Annotated in this window: 17 protein-coding genes and 1 tRNA gene; 8 read left to right on the forward strand and 10 right to left on the reverse strand. The window is 52.2% G+C overall.

Annotated features, from left to right (window positions below; all coding sequences use genetic code 11):
- Positions 1–15: 15 nt before the first annotated feature.
- The gene (locus TPRIMZ1_RS0107900; RefSeq protein WP_010257465.1) at positions 16–996 is read left to right on the forward strand and encodes a DUF1848 domain-containing protein; all 981 of its coding nucleotides are present in this window, start codon (positions 16–18) and stop codon (positions 994–996) included.
- Here the strand turns inward: TPRIMZ1_RS0107900 and TPRIMZ1_RS20470 are convergent.
- From TPRIMZ1_RS20470 to TPRIMZ1_RS0107920, 5 genes are all read right to left on the reverse strand, one after another.
- The gene (locus TPRIMZ1_RS20470) at positions 958–1,341 is read right to left on the reverse strand and encodes a PIN domain-containing protein (RefSeq protein ID WP_157784196.1); all 384 of its coding nucleotides are present in this window, start codon (positions 1,339–1,341) and stop codon (positions 958–960) included. The genes TPRIMZ1_RS0107900 and TPRIMZ1_RS20470 overlap by 39 nt on opposite strands.
- On the reverse strand, positions 1,338–1,532 hold the full coding sequence (locus TPRIMZ1_RS0107905; RefSeq protein ID WP_010257472.1) for a type II toxin-antitoxin system VapB family antitoxin: 195 nt from the start codon (positions 1,530–1,532) through the stop codon (positions 1,338–1,340). The genes TPRIMZ1_RS20470 and TPRIMZ1_RS0107905 overlap by 4 nt, the downstream gene beginning before the upstream one ends.
- A gap of 122 nt (positions 1,533–1,654) precedes the next feature.
- Positions 1,655–1,728, reverse strand: a tRNA-Ile gene (locus TPRIMZ1_RS0107910).
- 148 nt (positions 1,729–1,876) lie between these two features.
- Complete coding sequence (locus tag TPRIMZ1_RS18660) at positions 1,877–2,074, reverse strand: hypothetical protein (RefSeq protein ID WP_010257475.1); 198 nt, start codon at positions 2,072–2,074, stop codon at positions 1,877–1,879.
- Between the two features lie 10 nt (positions 2,075–2,084).
- On the reverse strand, positions 2,085–2,447 hold the full coding sequence (locus TPRIMZ1_RS0107920) for a type II toxin-antitoxin system RelE/ParE family toxin (RefSeq protein ID WP_010257479.1): 363 nt from the start codon (positions 2,445–2,447) through the stop codon (positions 2,085–2,087).
- Between the two features lie 92 nt (positions 2,448–2,539).
- On the opposite strand from TPRIMZ1_RS0107920, the gene TPRIMZ1_RS0107925 reads away from it, so the two are divergent.
- From TPRIMZ1_RS0107925 to TPRIMZ1_RS0107945, 5 genes are read left to right on the forward strand one after another with little or no spacing between them, the layout of a single operon-like run.
- Complete coding sequence (locus tag TPRIMZ1_RS0107925; RefSeq protein ID WP_100217027.1) at positions 2,540–3,811, forward strand: OmpA family protein; 1,272 nt, start codon at positions 2,540–2,542, stop codon at positions 3,809–3,811.
- A gap of 28 nt (positions 3,812–3,839) precedes the next feature.
- Positions 3,840–5,081 carry a ribose-phosphate diphosphokinase gene (gene prs, locus TPRIMZ1_RS0107930; protein WP_010257483.1) on the forward strand — a complete coding sequence of 414 codons (1,242 nt, stop codon included), beginning with the start codon at positions 3,840–3,842 and terminating at the stop codon, positions 5,079–5,081.
- Positions 5,078–6,433 (forward strand): xylulokinase, encoded by a 1,356-nt coding sequence (locus tag TPRIMZ1_RS0107935; RefSeq protein ID WP_010257486.1) that lies wholly within the window; start codon positions 5,078–5,080, stop codon positions 6,431–6,433. The genes prs and TPRIMZ1_RS0107935 overlap by 4 nt, the downstream gene beginning before the upstream one ends.
- Positions 6,420–7,082, forward strand: a complete 663-nt coding sequence (locus TPRIMZ1_RS0107940) for an HAD family hydrolase (protein ID WP_010257489.1) — start codon at positions 6,420–6,422, stop codon at positions 7,080–7,082. Before TPRIMZ1_RS0107935 ends, TPRIMZ1_RS0107940 begins: the two co-directional genes overlap by 14 nt.
- Positions 7,083–7,119: 37 nt before the next feature.
- Positions 7,120–8,232 carry a diacylglycerol/lipid kinase family protein gene (locus tag TPRIMZ1_RS0107945; RefSeq protein WP_010257493.1) on the forward strand — a complete coding sequence of 371 codons (1,113 nt, stop codon included), beginning with the start codon at positions 7,120–7,122 and terminating at the stop codon, positions 8,230–8,232.
- Here the strand turns inward: TPRIMZ1_RS0107945 and TPRIMZ1_RS0107950 are convergent.
- Both TPRIMZ1_RS0107950 and TPRIMZ1_RS0107955 read right to left on the reverse strand, forming a co-directional pair.
- Positions 8,225–10,375, reverse strand: coding sequence for a DUF4954 family protein (locus tag TPRIMZ1_RS0107950; protein WP_010257497.1), 2,151 nt, complete (start codon positions 10,373–10,375; stop codon positions 8,225–8,227). The two genes, TPRIMZ1_RS0107945 and TPRIMZ1_RS0107950, sit on opposite strands and share 8 nt — an antisense overlap.
- 16 nt (positions 10,376–10,391) lie before the next feature.
- Positions 10,392–11,750 carry an MATE family efflux transporter gene (locus TPRIMZ1_RS0107955; protein WP_010257500.1) on the reverse strand — a complete coding sequence of 453 codons (1,359 nt, stop codon included), beginning with the start codon at positions 11,748–11,750 and terminating at the stop codon, positions 10,392–10,394.
- 59 nt (positions 11,751–11,809) lie between these two features.
- On the opposite strand from TPRIMZ1_RS0107955, the gene TPRIMZ1_RS0107960 reads away from it, so the two are divergent.
- Positions 11,810–12,799, forward strand: coding sequence for a nucleoside recognition domain-containing protein (locus TPRIMZ1_RS0107960; protein WP_010257503.1), 990 nt, complete (start codon positions 11,810–11,812; stop codon positions 12,797–12,799).
- Between the two features lie 14 nt (positions 12,800–12,813).
- Positions 12,814–13,371: a 3'-5' exonuclease gene (locus tag TPRIMZ1_RS0107965; RefSeq protein ID WP_010257505.1), complete on the forward strand. Its 558-nt coding sequence runs from the start codon at positions 12,814–12,816 to the stop codon at positions 13,369–13,371.
- A 149-nt stretch (positions 13,372–13,520) separates the two neighbouring features.
- Here TPRIMZ1_RS0107965 and TPRIMZ1_RS0107970 read toward each other — a convergent pair whose 3' ends face one another.
- From TPRIMZ1_RS0107970 to TPRIMZ1_RS0107980, 3 genes are all read right to left on the reverse strand, one after another.
- Positions 13,521–14,057: a DUF2284 domain-containing protein gene (locus TPRIMZ1_RS0107970; protein ID WP_010257506.1), complete on the reverse strand. Its 537-nt coding sequence runs from the start codon at positions 14,055–14,057 to the stop codon at positions 13,521–13,523.
- Between the two features lie 159 nt (positions 14,058–14,216).
- The gene (gene ptsP, locus TPRIMZ1_RS0107975; RefSeq protein WP_010257507.1) at positions 14,217–15,836 is read right to left on the reverse strand and encodes a phosphoenolpyruvate--protein phosphotransferase; all 1,620 of its coding nucleotides are present in this window, start codon (positions 15,834–15,836) and stop codon (positions 14,217–14,219) included.
- Entirely contained in the window at positions 15,833–17,104 is a 1,272-nt protein-coding gene (locus tag TPRIMZ1_RS0107980; RefSeq protein ID WP_010257509.1) for a zinc-binding dehydrogenase, read from the reverse strand. The genes ptsP and TPRIMZ1_RS0107980 overlap by 4 nt, the downstream gene beginning before the upstream one ends.
- Between the last annotated feature and the right edge of the window lie 7 nt (positions 17,105–17,111).

The following is a 17,111-nucleotide window of genomic DNA, read 5'->3' on the forward strand; positions in this document are numbered from 1 at the left end:
TGATGCGGGGTGGAAATGTTTATAAATGTTGGCGGAAGAACTGATATCGTAAATTATTACAGCGAATGGCTGATAAATAGAATACGGGAGGGATATGTTTTTTCTCGGAATCCGCTCTTTCAAGAGAAGGTATCAAAATATAAATTAGACCCCGGCGTAGTGGATTGTATTATTTTCTGTACCAAAAACCCAAAACCAATAATGGATAAGCTTGATGAAATAAAGGCAAGGGGGTTCAAAATGTTTTTCTATATAACGATAACAAGTTACGGGAAAGACATGGAGCCTGGGGTGCCGGATTATAACGAAATGATAGAAGCATTTAAGGAACTTTCCGATGCGGTAGGGAAAAACAATTTATGTTGGCGATATGACCCTGTTTTTGTTACTCCTAAATATACAATAGAGCATCACTTGAAATGCTATAACGAAATGGCTGAAAAAATTGCCCCCTATACAAATTTTTGTATTTTCAGTTTTGTTGAAATGTATAAAAAACTGTCCTTCACTTTCCCGGAGCTTAGGGCGGTATCCGGGGAAGAAAAAATAGTTTTACTACAAGGAATGGGGAGAATTGCTCAAAGGCATAAATTACGTATTCAAACTTGTGGCGATGATAACGACTATACGGAATATGGTATTAACCGTTCAGGGTGTATCACCGTACCCATTATAGAAAAAGCAATAGGCAAAGAACTAAAAGCAAAGGTGAAGCCGACGAGAAAAGGCTGCGGCTGTATCCCAAGTAACGATATAGGGGCATACAACACCTGCCCAAACGGGTGTAAATATTGTTATGCCACTAACGACCCTAATCTTGCAATAAGAAACTATAAAATGCACAATCCAAAATCACCGATTTTAATTGGGGAATTAAAAGCAACCGATATAATTACGGATGCAAGGCAGGTAAGCTTTAAAACGCAACATGGCAAGGAAGGTTTACTGTGGGATTGTTTATGCCGTTTTACATCCGACTCTGATTTTTTTACATAACAACATCATGTGCCGGTTTGTTGAAAATACTTCCATATTATTTTGCTTTGCATTTTGAACAATGGCAATATCCAATAAGCCTAGTTTGTTTATACCGTTTTTTAAACACTGATATTGTATTTCCATTATTTCGTCCCAGTCTATTTCCAATGATAAAGCAGGAATGCCTGCGAGACAATTTACTAAATCAAGCTCTTTAAATAATTGAGCGGATGGTATTATTTCTGCTAAAATTATTTTATTAACAAAGGCTAAATTATCGGTCAATAATTGAGAAACCGATTGAAAATACATTTTCTTATTGAAAAAATCAATCCATACACAACTATCTATAAGATACCTCATTTTCTTTTTCTCGTAACATCAAGATTAACATCCAGTTTTACTTTGCCTGCCATTTCAATAAGCCGCATTCTTTTTCTGTGAGTTATTATTTCTTTTAAAGCTTCATTAATAACGGCCGTTTTTGTAGGTTCACCGGTCCATTTCATGGCCTCGGATAGTAACGTTTCATTTAAATTTAATGTTGTTCGCATACTATTCTCCTATGCATACATCATACTGTATAACATATGCATAGGCAAGTTCATTTAAAGGATATTTTCAGAAGAGACCAAGCTTACACGATTTCCCGGTTCGCAAAAGAAAAGTAATTTAATGGGCCTTCCTGGACTTGAACCAGGGACCTACGGATTATGAGTCCGCAGCTCTAACCAACTGAGCCAAAGGCCCACTAAATTACCTAACAAAACCTTTCAAACACCGGCCAGGGACAGTACTAAGTTTTTATACCCTAAACAATCAAAAAAGTCAATTCATCGGCGACTTTTTTTGGGTATGGGCTATGGACTTTTAGAGAACGAGGGGAAACAGACGCCTATCAGCGCTGGGGGCGGGCATAGGCAGGGGAAGGGTTTTGTTTAGAGCTGCCAGCCGTGGAGGGGCTAGAAGGCTCGTGTACAAGGCAATCTTCGTCATATTCCCTCATTTCGGCATCGCTGATAATGCCAGCCTGGTGCCAATCCTTCGCTTGCTCATGACAAACCATCAATAATTCGCTTTCATATTTCTTTTTCATATTCTCCCCCCTAAATCTCAATCAGTCTTCCGTTTTTCAGTTCGTCTTTAATATCATCATCGTCAAATGAAAACAAGCGTTTGGCCGACCTTTTCAAGACCCGCAATTCTTTCTCGCTGATATTGGCGAGGACTGACTTTGCAAAGCCATACTGAAAAAAGGTCTTGTCCCCGCTTCTGAAGAACACGATAACCCGGTAACCCCCGGATTTCCCTTCCCCCGGACGGGCTACCCACACCTTAAAGACCCCACCGCCCAGGTCAGCGTCGGCCTGTCCTGCTTCGAGCTGGTCTACCATGCCCTTTAGCTCGGCGTCATTTATACCTTCCTTGGCGGCAAAGCGGTCAAATCTGGTATTCTTAAAGGTCCGCATAACAAAATATAACCCAAAGGGGTGGACTTTTCAAGCTTTTGTATGTACGCCCGGGTCATTAGGTCCGCCGATTTCGCCGATACCTAAGGTATATGCGACAAGTTCCTGGTTCTGCTGCCCGATTCTTCTTGCCTGCCCTGGTCCTGGCGGTCTTGGCTGTTGTTGCTCCCGGTGTCTGGGGGGAAGACGTGGGTTCCTTTCGGTTTGCCTATAAGCATGCGGCGGGGGACCGGTACCGGATTCTCTCGACGGTACATGAGGAAGGGTATGTAAACCGAAAGCTGAGTCTAAGGTCGGAGATTTTGAACCGGATTGCCGTGGAGGTTGTGGAGGCCAGGGGTGGGACTGGCCGGCACCGGGCGGTTTTCCAGACTGCGGAACGGGCTTTGCGGACAGAACCGGCTGTTCGGTCCGACGGATACGCTGAGGGGCAGAGTTATCAATGGGAACGGGAGTATGAATCGGAGTTTCAGCGGGATGCGCGGGGGTATATCACCATAGACCGGCGTTTTTATATGCCCGTGGTGAGGAATGTACCGGTTTTTCCGGATCGGGATATCAAAGTTGGGGATTCCTGGAGCGCTGAAGGACACGAAATGCACGATTTTCGGGATAGTTTCGGCATTTCCGAGCCTTACCGGATTCCTTTTACGGCGAATTATACTTTTTTAGGGGAGCAGGAATGGAAGGGGAGGCCGTATCCGGCCTTTTCGGTGTCCTACCGGATATTTTCGGAGCCTAATCCTGTGGCGGGCAGGATATGGCCGCGGCGTATCCTGGGGGCCTCGGATCAGAGGGTGTTCTGGGATTTCGCTCTGGGTCAGGCTGTGGCCTATACCGAAACCTTCCGCATGATCTTTGAGCTTTCCGACGGGCGGACCGTGGAATATTGCGGGACCGCTGAGGCTGAGATTGTTGAGTCGCCCCGTATGGATAAGGAACAGGCGGTACGGGACATTAACCGGGATATCGCAGACCTGGGCATAGCCGACGCTTCGGCGCGGATTGTGGACGAGGGGATAACCATCAGCCTGGAAAATGTGCAGTTTCAGGCGGAATCGGCGGTACTTTTGCCGGAAGAGCGGGCTAAGCTGGCTAAAATCAGCGAGATACTGCGACGATATCCGAACCGGGACATCCTGGTGGGCGGCCATACGGCGCTGGCGGGGACTGAGGCGGGGCGGATGCAGCTTTCCCAGGATAGGGCTGCCTCGGTGGCGGAGTACCTGATCGCCGGGAAGGTGCGGGGACCGGAGCGGATGGTGGTCCGGGGTTACGGCGCTGAAAAGCCCCTGGGGGATAACCGTACCGAGGCAGGACGGCGGAGGAACCGGCGGGTGGAAATTACCATACTTGAAAACTAAGCTCTGATGTGGTATTACCATACTACCGATGAATTATTCTAATCCGGCAAATCTTGCCGTCCTAGCATGTCCTGGTGGGGAAGTATTTGCCGATGAAGTGATCCTTCATCTGAAAAAGTACTACCGTCATAAATACGATGCAACCGTGTCCGATCTGGTTCGGCAGTACAATATGAACACCGATGACGTGGTCCGGCAGATCAACTTTATCAACGATGCGGGGCCCCTTACATCCCTTGCCCAGGGGGGCTTCCTCAAGTACCACACACCCCAATTCAAGGTTCCCGCCCGGTTTACCATGTTTCCCAACGGGGAGCTTAAAGCGGAAATTCTGGAATCTATCCGGGGGAAGGACATTTATATCGTCCAGGATGTGGAAAATCGCTATCCCCTGAGTTTTAATGACGGCAGCCTGACCAGGGCGCTTTCGATCAACGATCACCTGATGAGTATATTTGTTACCGTGGATGCGGTAAAACAGGCCGGGGCCGATAGGGTTACCCTGGTAATCCCCACCTACCCCTATTCCCGGCAGCACAAGCGGAAGGGGCGGGAAGGGCTTACCGCCAGCAGGGTGGGGGGTATCCTGGAATCCCTGGGGGTGAACCGGATTATCACCCTGGATATCCATTCCCGGGAAATCGTAAACGCCTTCAAATTTATGCGACTGGAAAATCTCCATGCCAGTTATCAGATTATACGGCAGCTTTCCAAGGTTACGGAGATTCGCGGGGACGATCTGGTGGTGGTTTCTCCGGATACCGGGGCGGTGGACCGGAACAAGTTTTACGCTACGGCCTTTAAAAAACCCCTGGCGCTGCTGTACAAGGAACGGGACTATTCCCGGGTAACCAAGGACGCCATGGAAAACAATATTTCCGAGATTAAGCTCCTGGGTAATGTTTCGGGGAAGACCGTGTTTATGGCCGACGATATGCTGGGTACCGGGGGTACCCTCCTCAAGGCCATGCAATTTCTCAAGGATCAGGGGGCCCGGCAGGTAATTGCCGCCATCAGCCTTCCCATGTTTTCCGGAAACGCTATCACTTATTTTGACCAGGCCTACAAGGACGGTCTTTTTTACCGCATCATCGGGACCAACGCGATCTACCAGGAAGAGCTCTTGAAGCGTGAATGGTATGTGAGCGTGAATATCACCAAACTGTTTGCCCAGACTATTTCCCGGCTCCATCAGGGCCTTTCCCTTAGTTCTCTTCTGGATAATCGGGCTATCATAGAAAAACGCCTCGCAGATAACCGGTCCTTATGAGTTCTCTCCGGACCATACTCTGCGCCGACATCGGTACATCATCCCTAAAAGCCGCTCTTATCGATACGGATGGTCATTCCCATGGTTTTTCCCGGGAGGCCTATGTTGCCGCCGGAAGTACCGGACCGGTAACGGCGGACCACTGGGAGCGGGCTTTGGCGCGGGCCCTGGGGGTACTCCTTGCCCAGGCCGATGTATGCAAACCTGATGCAATCTGCGTATCCGGAAACGGTCCCACCCTGGTTCCCCTGACTAAGAACGGTGAAACCCTGGCCTCCCTGCACTGGTACCAGGGGCCCCTGGGTACTACTGCCCCGCAGAAGGAGGGGGCCCCCGCGATACGGTCCTTCTTTCTGCCCCATGCGCTGCGCTTTCTCCGGGAACATCCGGGGGATTATGAAAAAACCCGGTATCTTTTTTCCGCCCAGGAATGGCTTTCCTGGCGCTTAGGGGCGGATGCGGTGACGGCGCTCCCCGCATCCTACGGGCCCTATTACTGGGACGCCGCCCAATGCGGCATACTGGGTTTGGATATGGGGAAGTTCCCTCCCTTTGTGGACCTGGGGACCGTTATAGGCCGTCTTGCTCCGGAGGCGGTCCGCCGTTTAAGCGGTTTGGCCGGGGGCTTCCCGGAGGAACGGCTGCCCATGGGGATACCCATCATCGCCGGGGGTTCCGACTTTATCATGGCCCTCATCGGGACCGGGACGGTTGAGCCGGGCATGGTTTGTGACCGGGCGGGTACCTCCGAGGGGATAAACTTTTGCGCAGGGAACGTCGTTACAAATAGTGCGGAGCTTCGGGTTTTGCCCCACGTGAATCCTGGTTACCGGAATATCAGTGTTATCATCCCATCATCGGGGCGGCTCTTTGAGCGGTACCGGACCCTGAGCGGTCAGGAACAGCGTCCCTACGAGGATACCCTGGCGGAACTTATTCCCGAAGGCAGGATCCTGGATCCGGCGGAACTGGGACAGGCGGTACTGATGGCCATGGGTTTTGAGGTGAGGGCCGCCATGGACACCCTGGGCCGGCATGGGTTTCCGGTATCGGAGATGCGCCTTTCCGGAGGGCAGAGTAAAAGCCGCCGCTGGAATCAGCTCAAGGCGGATCTGACCGGTTCTGCCCTGTTGGTTCCGGAACAACGGGATGGCGAGTTGGCCGGGGACGCGGTTCTGGGGGCCATAGCCCTGGGGGAAGCGGCGGATTTGCGGGAAGGTATAGGGCGGATTGTGCATATACAGGAACGATACATCCCGAACACCCATACTGCGGCGATTTACGGACAGCGCTTTCAGAACCGCCGGGAACTGCGGGATAGGGTAGGGGAGGCGCTTCATGAAGTATTATAAACTTCCCGCCAAAATATCGGCCCTCATCTTTGACATGGACGGAACCCTCTACACCCACGATGCGTACCTTCGCTTTCAGATCGACAGCCCCATTGAACGGCTTGCCAATATCCGGGGGCTCAGTTTTGAAAAAATGAAGGAAGAAATTGCCGGATTCCGCCGTCATTGGGCGGAAACACACGGGGGAAAACAGGTAAGCCTGGGTAATCTTTTTAAGGAAGCCTTTGGTATTTCCATTGAAGAGAGCATACGCTGGCGGGAGGAACTCTACGAACCTGCCCAATACCTTAAGCCGGACCTCAAACTCCGGGAAACCCTGGCCTCACTTTCAGCATCATCCCTTACCCTGGGGGTGCTCACCAATAACCCCGTTCTGGTGGCCCGGAAGACCCTGGCCTGTCTGGGTGTGGAGGACCTTTTCCCGGTAATAGTCGGCCTGGATACCTGCGGCGTCTCCAAGCCCCACGAAAAGCCCCTGCGCAGGGCCGCGGAACTGCTTGGCGCCCCTGTTGAAGCCTGTGTTTCCATCGGCGACCGCTACGACATCGACCTTGCGCTGCCCCTGGAACTTGGTATGGGGGGCATCCTGGTAGATGGGGTGGAGGATGTGTACAAAGTTCCTTCCATTTTGCCCGGAGGAACGGCCTAAGCTTGACCGTTCCGGTTTTTCATGCCACCCTTAACCAATGAACCTTGACGATTTCGCGGCAGCCATGGCGAATATCTGTTCCCATAGCCTTGTTGCCCCCGGACGGCCTCTGGTGTGGACCATCATTGCCAACCCTAAGGCGGGGGGCTTTACCATCGGTTCCCGGTGGAAGCGGCATTACGCGGCCTTGAAAAGTTATATGGAGAAGGCGGCAGCCAATCCTTTGCGGGAAAATGCGGGGCCGTCCCAAGCTGCTCTGGATGCCGACCCGGGCAGGGGCAGCCTCGGCAGGCTGGGGCTGGTCCCTACCACGGGGCCGGGAACTGCGGGCAAAATCGTCAAGGCCCTTCTGGATGATGCGGTTTCGGCCCATGGCGGAAAGCAGTCCCCCTTCAATCTTATCCTTACCGCCGGGGGGGACGGGACCAGTCTGGAAGCTCTGACGGCGCTTTATTCGGCGCCGGCGGCCCTGCGTGCAAACTTTGGCGTGCTCAGGCTTCCCATGGGGACCGGTAACGACGGCGCCGATGGCCGGGAACTGGAAAACGTGCTGGGCCGGCTTATATATCCTTCGAAGATCGAATACGCCCGGGCGGTACGGCTTACCACGGCTACGCCGCGGAAGGGTCCCTTCCTGGCCTTCAATATCCTTTCGGTGGGCCTGGATGCCTTTGTTACCCATATGACCAATAAGATGAAGGGTAAGCTGCCCGGGGACTCCTACAAGCTTTGGGTGGATATCGCCTCCCTGCTCTACGACCGGATCTACCGGGTGGGTCCCATGGATGTTTCGATATACGATGAGGCGGGCCGTCAGGTGGAGAGCTTTGACGAGCGGGTTCTTCTTTTAGCGGTGGGCGCCACCGGCCACCGTAGCTACGGTTCCAACAAGCGGATACTCCCGGATGATCGTAACGTTTGTGTGGTTGAGCAGATGTCCCTGTTCCGCAAGGTGGCGTTGAAGGGACTTTTTACCACCGGGGAGCATATCCACAAGCCGGAATCAAAGCTGTTCAACGCCCACCGGGTGGAGTTCCGGGGCGAAAACCCCATCCTGGCCCAGATGGACGGAGAAACGGTGCTGCTCAAACCGGAGGACTTCCCCGCCGCCATAGAGCTGACCGAACTTGCCATACCGGTACTTACGTAAGCCGATCTTTTAACAGTTTTACTGTTTCTTCGAACTGCCCCAGCTTTTCCCTGGTCAGTTTTATAAAAAAGTTATCCTCCACCTTTCCTGCCACCTGATCCATCTCTTCTTTGTTGCGGTAGGTGATGTTCCGGAAGGGGTCGTGGAAGTCCTTGGCCCGGCTGCAGTAGACCTGATCCGCAACCCAGCGCTGGGTTTCCAGGGTGTGGTCCAGTTCTGTGATAAAGGCGCCGGTATTGGCAGGCCCCTTACCCTGGAGGTATGTCAGGATCCCCCATGCGTGGCGGGCCTTATCCAGGGGATAGGCTGCCCAAAATTCGTCGTAGGCTTTGTGGATAGCTGTCCAGCTGTCCAGCCTGCCCTCCCGGATTTGGGCGCGCAGATTATCGACACGGAAGGCGGGAGCGATTTGGCCGCCCATGTTTACCCAGTCTGTAACCCGATTAGTATTACTACCGGATCCTTCCATTTCGGCGGCGAGCCCTGCAAAGGAAAGGCCCGGGTTTGCTTCCATGTAGGCAATGAGGGTCTTTCCGGCGTAGAAGCGGAGCATCTCCCGGTAGGCGGCGCGGGCTTTTCGGGGTTTGAGGAGTACCGCCTGCCGCTTATGTTCCAAGCCCGGGGCGGGGATCTCCCCGTCGGCATTATCTTTCGGCTCCACGGGCTGGCCCGCAGCTTCCAGCCAAGTTTCCATCTGCCCAAGGGCGGCGATGATTTCCTCCGCCGTGTCCGGGGCCAGGTAGTCCGTCTCGATGTGCTGGACCTTGGTAACCCGTTTGTCCCGGTCCGTGGCCTTCCAGGAATTCCGCTCCAGGGCGTAGAGATTGTACATCCAGAAATAGGCGGGCATCACCTCCAGCCGGTCCTTCTGCACATTGTTGTTCACCAGGGAGAAGGGGAGGGTGATGTTGAGCTCCCGGGGGTAATCCCCCTTGGCAATGATAACAAAACCGGCAAAGCGGCTGGAATGTTTCAGGCTTACCGAAAGACCCGGCCAGAAACCGCGGCCCGCACGGATCTCCCCGTCATTAGCCCTGCTGTTGTGGTTGGACCCGATGGTCGACCCTGCGGCGAGATTGGAAAGCCCCTGAACCAGGGCGGCGATGAGGAAAGAATTGTTGTGGTGCTGTTCATGGATGGGGAAAATCAGGTTGTTAAGAATTTCGCAGCAGGAGACGGTGGAATTATCCCCCAGGACGGAATGGATCAGCCGGGCGCCGTACTTGAGGTTGCTCCGCCTGCCCATGACAAAGCGCACCGCCTTGGAACCGTAGAAGGCGTGGCATGCGTAACCCACAATGCCGTTTATCATCTCCACCCCTTCCCCGATCTGGCTGGGTTCATCCTCCGATGAAAGGATAGACAGGTTCTTGAGCTTATTGGCCCCCTTGATATAGGCCGCTTCCCCCACGGCCACATCCTTAATTACCCCGCAGCTTTTTATAACCGACCCGGAACCGACTATCCCATAAAGCCCGCGCCTGCTGTCGTAGTTTTTCTGTGTAATGTCCCGTAGTTTTTCTGTCAATTCCGTATCATCCCGGTAGCAGGCCCAGAGATAGGCGTCGGCGCATATCATATCCGTGAAGGCCAGGATGGACCGGCCCCCCGCTTCGTTCATCACATCGATCCAGACCCGGATATCCTCATCCTCACCGTCCTTGATTACCCCGTTGCCGAATTTTGCGTGGTTGGTGGTCTGCATCTCGTCTATCCGGGAAAGGATAACCCGGTCGCCGATGATGTAGTGGGAAATGAAAGGACAGTCCTGGATGGTGGTATTGTCCCCGATGTCGCAGGAAATCACCGTACTGTTCCGTATACCCACAGGGATGTTGTAATCGTGGTGCCGCAGGAGCATTTCCTGCAGCGCCCCCAGGCGTATAAGCCCGTAAAAGTTTGAATTCCGGATCAACGCCGGATCAAAGGGATCGCTTACCAAAAAATTATCCCAATCGGAACAGAAGTTATCGTTCTTAACCAGGATTTCTATTTCCTGGACCTTGAGCTTGCGCCAGGTCCTTTTCGGTCCCCGGATCTGCTCATTCCGCAGCCAGTATTCGTCCTTCCCCGCCGGGATATATGCCGGGGGAATAAAATCATAACCATAACGTTCAGGCGCCTGCGCCGAAATTTCAGTCATTATCTTCTCCTTCGCTTTACTCTTCCTTCAGTTCTTTCCGTAATATCTTAACCACAAAGGGAATAGTAAAAAAGAAGGAGGCGATATCCGAAGCGGGCTGGCTTAGCTGTATTCCCAGGAGGCCGAACAGGGCCGGGAAGATCAGCAGGAAGGGCAGCAGGAACAGGCCCTGGCGGGACAGGGCCAGGAGGCTTGCTATCCGGGCTTTGCCCATGGTCTGGGTCATCATGTTGCAGAGGACTACCCATCCCAGGAAGGGCATGGCGATGCAGTGGAAACGAAGGTACCGGACGCCGATGGCGATAAGTTCCGGGTCATCCTTACGGAACAGGGAGATTATCTGCGGGGCGAAGATGGCCATAAGCAGGGCGAGTATTGTCATGGCGATGGTGGCGAACCGGGCGCAGAACCAGAAGGCTTTTTTTACCCGGCCGTAGAGTTTTGCGCCGTAGTTAAAGCCGCATACGGGCTGGAAACCCTGGCCTATTCCCAGCACCGTCGAACCGGCGATAATGCCGAGCCGGTTTACAATGCTTATGGCCGCGATGGCGGCATCCCCGTATACCCCCGCAAGGTGGTTGATCAGTATCGTGGCGGCGCTCTGCAGTCCCTGTCTGAGCAGGGAAGGGATGCCTCCCCGGGCAATTTCAAGGTAGTTTTTGATGCTGGGGGAAAAGTGTTTAGGGTTAATACGGATATTACCCTTTTTCGTACAGCCCACCAGGAGGACGATGCAGCCAACGAACTGGCTTATGGCGGTTGCCAGGGAAGCCCCAAGAACCCCCAGATGCAAGCCGAAGATAAACAGGGGGTCCAGGATGATATTGAGGACCGCCCCGGCGATCATACCGAACATGGCGTAGAAGGAACTGCCCTGAAAACGGAGCTGGTTATTCAAAACCTGGGAAGCGGCCATAAAGGGGCCGCCGATGAGGATGAACAGCATGTAGTCCAGGGCATGGGGAAGAATGGTGGGGGTTGACCCTAAAGCCAGGGATAGGGGGTTGATAAAAATAAGCCCCACGATTGCTATGGTCCCCGTGGCGATGAAGCTGCTGATGAAGCCCGTGGCTGCCATCTGGGAGGCCTTATCAAAATGCTTGGCCCCTAATTCCCGGGAAATATAGTTCCCCGAACCTTGGCCGAAGAGGAAGCCCAGGGCCTGGATAATCGCCATCAGGGGGAAAACTATCCCCACGGCGGCCACCGCGCTGGTCCCCAGGGAACTGACAAAATAGGTATCCGCCAGGTTGTAGATGCCGGAGATCATCATAATGATCACGCTGGGAATACCCAGGCTCACCACCAGTTTTTCAACCGGGGCAGTGGTCATGTGGTGTAATTTTTCATCCTGATGATTTTGGTGTTCTTCCATTTTATATCAGACCAGTATATGCCTTCCGGCCCTTTTATGCTATTATCCCTGTTACAATTATGGAAAAGAAGTCTTTCATACACCATGCTGGGGAAGCAGGCCGAAAAGCCCTGAAACCGGCCTTCACCACCGCACGGTTCCTGCTTTGCATCATGATTCCCGTCTCCTTTGCGGTGCTGATCCTGGATTGTTCGGGGGTACTCTACTACATTGGCCGGTTCCTGGGGCCCATGATGCACTATCTGGGTTTGCCCGGGGAAGCGGCGCTGGCGCTGATCAGCTCGATTTTTGTTAATATTTATTCCGCCCTGGCGGTGATAGGAACCCTGGATCTGACCGGCCGGGAGCTTACGATCCTGGCGACCATGTGCTTTTTAGCGCATAATTTCTTCGTGGAATGTGCGGTGATGAAAAAAACCGGCTCTTCCATGGTCAAAATGGTCTTTTTACGTCTTTTCAGCGCCATCCTTGCCGGTTGGGTCCTTCATTTTATCCTTCCCGCTGAACTGGGAAGACCCGTCCATGGGGCCGCAGCCACCGAAGCCGGTCTTGTTGGGACCCACGGCATTGGCTTGAACCTTGCGAGGCTTCCGGCGGTACTCAAGGTATGGCTTATAGAAACACTTATTAATATACTGCGCATTTTTCTCATTATTCTGGGTATCATGTTTATCCAGAAACTCCTGGACGAGTTCGGCGTCATGCGGCTCCTGGGCCGTGTTATGGCCCCCCTGATGAATGTGTTCGGCCTGCCGGAGCATACGGGGTATCTGTGGATGGTGGTAACCCTGGTTGGCCTGGCCTATGGTTCGGCTATACTTATAGAGGAAGTTGAAATCGGGGCTGTTTCAAAAACAGATGCGGACCTCTTTAACCATTACGCAGGCCTAAGCCACTCCCATCTGGAGGATACCCTGCTCTTTATGTCCATCGGCGTCCCCTTCTTTTGGGCCGCCATCCCCCGGTTTGTCCTGGGAACCCTGGCGGTATGGCTGGAACGGCTTCGCCGTTACCTGGTGATGCGTTCCTACCGGGTACGGGTTGAGTAGCGGCTCTCGGGAAAATGAATTTCGTAGCCATGGATTTTGAAACTGCAAAATACTCCCGGGAAAGCGCCTGTGCCATTGGGTTGGTACGGTTCCTGGATGGGAAAGCGGGGGAGAGTTTCTATTCCCTGATACGGCCGCCCATTCTCTACATCCGTCCTGATTTTACGGAGATCCACGGCCTTACGGTTGATGATGTTAGGGATGCTCCCACCTTTGCGGATCTTTGGGACAGGACCATACTACCCTTCATTGGCAACTTCCCCCTGGCGGCTCACAACGCCCCCTTCGACATGGGAGTACTGCGGGCGGTATTGGAATGGTATGAGCTTTCGGTTCCCCGGTTGAATTATTTTTGTACCCTGGTCCTATCCAGAAATGTATGGCCCAGCCTGAAATCCCACAGCCTCCCCCGGCTTGGGGAGCATTTCGGCATAAACTATGAAGCCCACAATGCCCTGGACGATGCCCGTACCTGCGGCGATATTACCTGTCTTGCGGCGCAGAAAATTGGCAGTCCTAACCTGAAGGAGCTGCTCCACACCGCACGGGTGAGGATGAATGTGCTAAGCTAGGTATTATTATTGCGGAATATCGGACCATGCCAGAAGGCCGGGGGTCAGAACGGCTCAGAGCGTAAATAGTGAAATAATCAAATTAGGGGAACTGGCGGCCGAAGGCGGCGAGCCCCCCGCAAGAATAGTAAGCTCCGCAGAGGCTCATTTCATTCAACTAGTACAAAAGCAAACCGATTTGTCATTTCATTATGGTCCTTAACTACCTGAATCGGATAACCGGCATTATGGGCGGTCTGATATATATCAATACCCATAGCATCGGCACCGGGTCTGGATTTAATTTTATTGACGCATTTTACACGAGTACCTTCAGCCATACAGTCTTTACATAAAATACATGAACCGTACTGCAGCAGAAAAGTTTTATAATACCCCGCAAGAAATATTGCGCGTTCTAACTCAGAAAGCTTTGACATCAGTTTATGGTGATCCTCTTGGTCCACCGATTGCATTGGAAAATGAAAAATAATTGCGTTATCATATCCATAAATCATTTCACGGCATTCTTCGACAGAAGGTACCGCTGGGGGGCAGCTGCCATTTTTCCCATAATTCTTACATCCGAATTGGCAATGGAACCTAACCCATTGTGCAACAATAATATTTTCCCGGGGGACTATCCATTTATAATCAGTAAGGCCATAGGATTTGATGATCTGATCAACTTGGTCTTTGTTATTCATAATTATATTTCCTTTTTATAGCTAATTACAAAAAATTATTCAGCTTGGTTGCATCCCGCAGCTCCGTATACAAATCCCGTATAACAGGCGGTCCCTGTATATTCCGGCCGATATCCGTTGGCTGGTACTCTTCCGGGGGTATGTTAAAGGGTTTCGTCCCTACAATTTTGCTATTACCTTCCGCAGGGGAAGCACACTGGCCGGTTCCACCGAAAGTTCATCAATACCGGTTTCTATAAAAAATTTGGTGAGGGTCTTGTCGGCGCCGAGGCTGCCGCAGATACCAACCGGAATCCCCGCCTTATGGGCGTTGTCAGCGGTGAGTTTAATGAGCCGCAGTATTGCCTCGTGGTGTATGTCGCAAAATTCACTTAATGCATCGTTTTGACGGTCTATGGCAAGCGTATATTGGGTCAGGTCATTGGTACCTATGCTGAAAAATTCAGCCTCCTTTGCCAGGAGATCGCTTATTACGGCGGCGGCGGGGGTTTCAATCATGATCCCCAGGGGTACCTTTTCGTTAAAGGCAATTTTCTGCGCCCCCAGTTCCTCCCGTACTTCAGCGGCGATGGCCTTTGCCCGCAGTAGTTCTGTTACCGAACAAATCATGGGAAACATGACGGCGGCATTACCTGCAGAGGAGGCCCGGTAAATTGCCCGGAGCTGGGTCTTAAACAGTTCAGGCCGGGTCAGGCAGATCCGTATCGCCCGCATTCCCAGGGCGGGGTTTTCTTCTTCGGGGAGACCGAAATAGCCGGCCTGTTTGTCGGCGCCTATGTCCATGGTACGGATTATTACCTGTTTACCCTTCATCTCTTCCAGGACCCGCTTATAGCTTTCATACTGGGTTTCTTCATCCGGATAGTCTTCGCGGCCCAGGTAGAGAAATTCACTGCGGAAAAGTCCTATCCCTTCAGCGTCCCCCAGGAGCGCCGCTTCCACATCAGCAACAGAGCCGATATTGGCAAAGAGCTGTATTCTTTTACCCCCCGATGTTATTGTCTCCCGGCCCCGGTACTTCTCCATGGCCTGCCGTTCTTCTTCAAGCTGTTCATGCTTTTTATTAAATTCTTCGATAAGCTCCGGTCCGGGATCAACGCAAAGAACCCCGGTCTCGCCGTCTATTGCCGCAATAGTACCCGCAAGCCCCGCAGAAAGGGATGGCCCGAAACCTATGATTGCAGGAATTCCCATGGTCCGGGCAAAAATGGCGGTATGGGAATTGGTCGCCCCTGCCCGGGAAACCAGGGCCAAAACTTTTGAGCGGTCAAACTGAGCGGTTTCGCTGGGACTAAAATCATCGGCGGCAAGTATAACCGGATCGCTTCCCGCGGCAGCATCCATCCAGGTACCGGACAGTATCGCTATCACCCGGTTAGTCACGTCCCGTATATCCACAGCCCGGGCTTTCATGTAATCATCATCCATGTCGGCAAAATCCTGAGCTAAGGCGGAACCGGCCTCCATGACCGCATATTCCGCGCAAAGCCGCTGGTTTTCGATAATGTCAATAATAGGCTGATAAAAATCCGGGTCCGAGAGCATCATACTGTGAATATCAAAAACCAGGGCGTTTTCCTTGCCTATCTTTTCCGCCATGGTTCTGGAAAGTTCCTCCAGTTGTACGGCGGCGGTTTCTCTGGCTGCATTAAAGCGTTCGATTTCGGCGATAACTTCGGTGATGGGTTTTTTTTCTATCGAATAATGGGTACGTTCAAGAAAGGTCAGCTTTCCAACCGCTATACCGCCGCTTACTCCCTTACCCTGCAGTGTGATCATGCGCTTACCCCAAAATGTTTTAAAAGAATTGTTTCCGCTTCTGCGTTCCATAGTCCTTGGTTGGCGGCGCAGCTTTTATGCAGTTCCGCAAAAAGCGGTTCCTTTTCACCGAGTTTTTCAAAATCCGCAAGGGCGGTTAAGGGCATATTGATATGGGTGTAGGTAACGATTTTTCCCGCCCGTAAGTCCGGCAGATTCATCACCGAAGATGCAACGGCGTCAAGGCCGCATATATGGGTTACCATGACCGCAGGACGGATTTTCTTTTCCGAGGACAGCCTGAGCGCTTCCTTTAGATCTTCGGTGTTGCCCCCGGTACTTCCCAGGATGTGTGTGCTGGTATAATGGCAGTTATAGAGATTCATCATGGCGGAAAAGTTTTTATCCGAAGGACCGGCAAAAAAATTAAGGCAGCCGTCAAAAGCCATAAGCCGGTCGCCCAGCTCCGCAAGCTCCCGGATGGGAGCATAGACAAATACATCATCGTAGCCCTTACCGCCGGTGATATCCATAAGAGTTTTATACTGATCGTCAAAATTACGGGGATTTACATAGTACAGTTCAACGCCCTGTTTTTTTGCCAGTTCAGGTGGGATAAGTTTTTTTGCCCGTTCAAGACGGCCGTCATCAACATCGGTAACAATTATTCTGCCTGGCTTATTGCCGCCGTACAGGGGATACTCAACCGCCCCAAGCCCCATGGGGCCGGCCCCGCCGAGGATAAGCACATTACCCCCTTCTTTGATATCCGTGGCATGACTGTAATTCTGCTTGTTGGTGTGGTACATAATATGGTAGCCGCCTATGATACAGCTTACCGGTTCGGCCAGGGACGCATAAAAGTAGGCGTCCCCGTTATAATGAAGGAGGCAGCCTAATTCCATTACCTCATTGGGAAGAATACAATACGTTGTATCCCCGCCGAAAAATTCGTAGGAATAGCCCGGGGAGGCTAAGCTTCCCTTGTAATTAAGAGCGGGCTGTTGGGCAAATTTTTCACCCGCCTTGAATTCCCCGCTCCATTTTGAACCGACCTTTACGATATCCCCGGCAAATTCATGGCCGATGATAATAGGATTGGTATCCACATTCTGCGGACAGCGTTTGTGTTTTTTCCCCTGTTTCGTAAGCTTGTAGGTGGACATACAGATGCTGTCGCTGATTATTTTAACGAGAATCTCGTCATCCCTTATTTCAGGAAGTTCAAATTCTTCCAAACGAAGATCGTCCGCTCCGTAGAGCCTGACCGCTTTTGTTTTCTGTCCCATGATATAA

The organism is Treponema primitia ZAS-1 (assembly GCF_000297095.1).
Lineage (GTDB): Bacteria > Spirochaetota > Spirochaetia > Treponematales > Breznakiellaceae > Termitinema > Termitinema primitia_A.

What these genes read in the sequence shown, in the direction of transcription:
- TPRIMZ1_RS0107900 (WP_010257465.1), top strand. Translation starts at nt 16, where the DNA reads ATGTTTATAAATGTTGGCGGAAGAACTGATATCGTAAATTATTACAGC.
- TPRIMZ1_RS20470 (WP_157784196.1), bottom strand. Translation starts at nt 1,341, where the DNA reads ATGAGGTATCTTATAGATAGTTGTGTATGGATTGATTTTTTCAATAAG.
- TPRIMZ1_RS0107905 (WP_010257472.1), bottom strand. Translation starts at nt 1,532, where the DNA reads ATGCGAACAACATTAAATTTAAATGAAACGTTACTATCCGAGGCCATG.
- TPRIMZ1_RS18660 (WP_010257475.1), bottom strand. Translation starts at nt 2,074, where the DNA reads ATGAAAAAGAAATATGAAAGCGAATTATTGATGGTTTGTCATGAGCAA.
- TPRIMZ1_RS0107920 (WP_010257479.1), bottom strand. Translation starts at nt 2,447, where the DNA reads ATGCGGACCTTTAAGAATACCAGATTTGACCGCTTTGCCGCCAAGGAA.
- TPRIMZ1_RS0107925 (WP_100217027.1), top strand. Translation starts at nt 2,540, where the DNA reads ATGCGACAAGTTCCTGGTTCTGCTGCCCGATTCTTCTTGCCTGCCCTG.
- prs (WP_010257483.1), top strand. Translation starts at nt 3,840, where the DNA reads ATGAATTATTCTAATCCGGCAAATCTTGCCGTCCTAGCATGTCCTGGT.
- TPRIMZ1_RS0107935 (WP_010257486.1), top strand. Translation starts at nt 5,078, where the DNA reads ATGAGTTCTCTCCGGACCATACTCTGCGCCGACATCGGTACATCATCC.
- TPRIMZ1_RS0107940 (WP_010257489.1), top strand. Translation starts at nt 6,420, where the DNA reads ATGAAGTATTATAAACTTCCCGCCAAAATATCGGCCCTCATCTTTGAC.
- TPRIMZ1_RS0107945 (WP_010257493.1), top strand. Translation starts at nt 7,120, where the DNA reads ATGAACCTTGACGATTTCGCGGCAGCCATGGCGAATATCTGTTCCCAT.
- TPRIMZ1_RS0107950 (WP_010257497.1), bottom strand. Translation starts at nt 10,375, where the DNA reads ATGACTGAAATTTCGGCGCAGGCGCCTGAACGTTATGGTTATGATTTT.
- TPRIMZ1_RS0107955 (WP_010257500.1), bottom strand. Translation starts at nt 11,750, where the DNA reads ATGGAAGAACACCAAAATCATCAGGATGAAAAATTACACCACATGACC.
- TPRIMZ1_RS0107960 (WP_010257503.1), top strand. Translation starts at nt 11,810, where the DNA reads ATGGAAAAGAAGTCTTTCATACACCATGCTGGGGAAGCAGGCCGAAAA.
- TPRIMZ1_RS0107965 (WP_010257505.1), top strand. Translation starts at nt 12,814, where the DNA reads ATGAATTTCGTAGCCATGGATTTTGAAACTGCAAAATACTCCCGGGAA.
- TPRIMZ1_RS0107970 (WP_010257506.1), bottom strand. Translation starts at nt 14,057, where the DNA reads ATGAATAACAAAGACCAAGTTGATCAGATCATCAAATCCTATGGCCTT.
- ptsP (WP_010257507.1), bottom strand. Translation starts at nt 15,836, where the DNA reads ATGATCACACTGCAGGGTAAGGGAGTAAGCGGCGGTATAGCGGTTGGA.
- TPRIMZ1_RS0107980 (WP_010257509.1), bottom strand. Translation starts at nt 17,104, where the DNA reads ATGGGACAGAAAACAAAAGCGGTCAGGCTCTACGGAGCGGACGATCTT.